Source organism: Streptomyces sp. URMC 127 (assembly GCF_051386535.1).
Taxonomy (GTDB): domain Bacteria; phylum Actinomycetota; class Actinomycetes; order Streptomycetales; family Streptomycetaceae; genus Streptomyces.
The window spans coordinates 1-1,577 of record NZ_JBPQTW010000431.1 but is presented as its reverse complement, the minus strand read 5'-3'; the positions used below and the strand labels follow the sequence as shown (position 1 = coordinate 1,577).

Sequence of the window (1,577 nt, the reverse complement as noted above, 5' to 3'; positions counted from 1 at the left end):
ACGAAGAACCCGACCAGGTCGTCCAGCGCCTCATCCGTCCGCCCCGCGATCGGCGAACCCAACGCAATGTCCGTCCCCGCGCCCAACCGCGTGAACAGCCCGGCCAACGCCGCCTGCAACACCATGAAGGGCGTGGCACCAGTTTCCTGGGCGAGCCGTACGACCGCCTGATGCAATTCGGCGTCCACGTCGAAGACTGTGAGCTCGCCCTCGTAGGACATGGTCGCGGGGCGGGGACGGTCGGTGGGCAGGGCCAGCTGTTCGGGCAGGCCGGCCAGCTGCTCCTTCCAGTAGGCCAGCTGGCTGCTGAACACACTGTCCGCGTCCGCCTGGTCCCCCAGCAGATCGCGCTGCCACAGCGTGTAATCCGCATACTGCACCGGCAACACCGGCCACGTGGGGTCCTGCCCACTGCACCGGGCACTGTACGAGGCCGCCAGGTCGCGGGCCAGCGGACCCAGGGACCATCCGTCGCCCACGATGTGATGCAGCAGTACGAGGACTACGCACTCTGTCGGACCGGTGACGAAAACCCAGGCTCGAACGGGAGGTTCGGCCGACAGGTCGAATGCGTACCGGGCTGCCTCGTACAGTGCGTCGGCCAGTTCCTCTTCGCGCAGTTCACGGATGTTCCAGGAGAGTTTGGCCTGTTCCGGCTCAAGGATCAGCTGGCGGGGTTCGCCGTCGGTCTCGGGGAAGACCGTCCGCAGCGACTCGTGCCGCGCCACCACATCCCCCAGCGCCGCCCGCAAAGCCTCCCGGTCGACCGCACCGGACAACCGCAACGCCAGCGGCATGTTGTACGTCGCCGACGGACCCTCCAGCTTGTGCAGGAACCACAACCGCCGCTGAGCGAACGACAACGGCAGGACATCCGGCCGCTGCTCCACCGCCACCAGAGCACGCCTCGCCGCCCCCGCGTCCTGCACCCACCCTGCGAGACCCGCCGACGTGGGCTGCTCGAACAACGCCCGGATCGGCAACTCCACCCCTATCTCGGTACGAACCCTGCTCACCAACCGCGTCGCCAGCAGAGAATGACCACCGAGATCGAAGAAACTGTCATCCACCCCGACCCGCGGCAACCCCAGAACCTCGGCAAACAGCCGGCACAACATTTCTTCCTGCGGCGAACCCGGCGCCCGCCCCGCACTCGCCACCGCATAATCCGGCGCCGGCAACGCCCGCCGATCCAGCTTCCCATTCACCGTCAACGGCACCGAATCCACCGCAACAACAGCCGACGGCACCATGTACTCCGGCAACCGCTCCGCCGCAAACTCCCTCAACCCACCAACCAGCGAACCCACACGCCGCGACCGCATCGGATCATTCGTCAACGCACGCCCATCACCCGCCGGCGTATACACACCCTCGAGGACTCCCGAGGAGAGATCCGGTGGCAGGATTACCGCGTCGAACCGGTCAACCGCCTCCGCCGACCATGTGCACACCGCCTCGACCCCGTGCCGGGCAGCCCACGCCCGTACTTCCTCCGGGTCCACTCCCCCATCCCGGCCGGCCTCCGTCGCCAACCGCAGATTCGGAATCCCCGACACCCGCACCGGGCCCCCACC

Annotated in this window: 1 pseudogene; it reads right to left on the bottom strand. The window is 67.7% G+C overall.

Annotation, left to right across the window (positions count from 1 at the left end):
* Positions 1-1,289: pseudogene (locus ACSNOH_RS34710) on the bottom strand (condensation domain-containing protein); the annotation flags it as partial.
* Positions 1,290-1,577 lie beyond the last annotated feature (288 nt).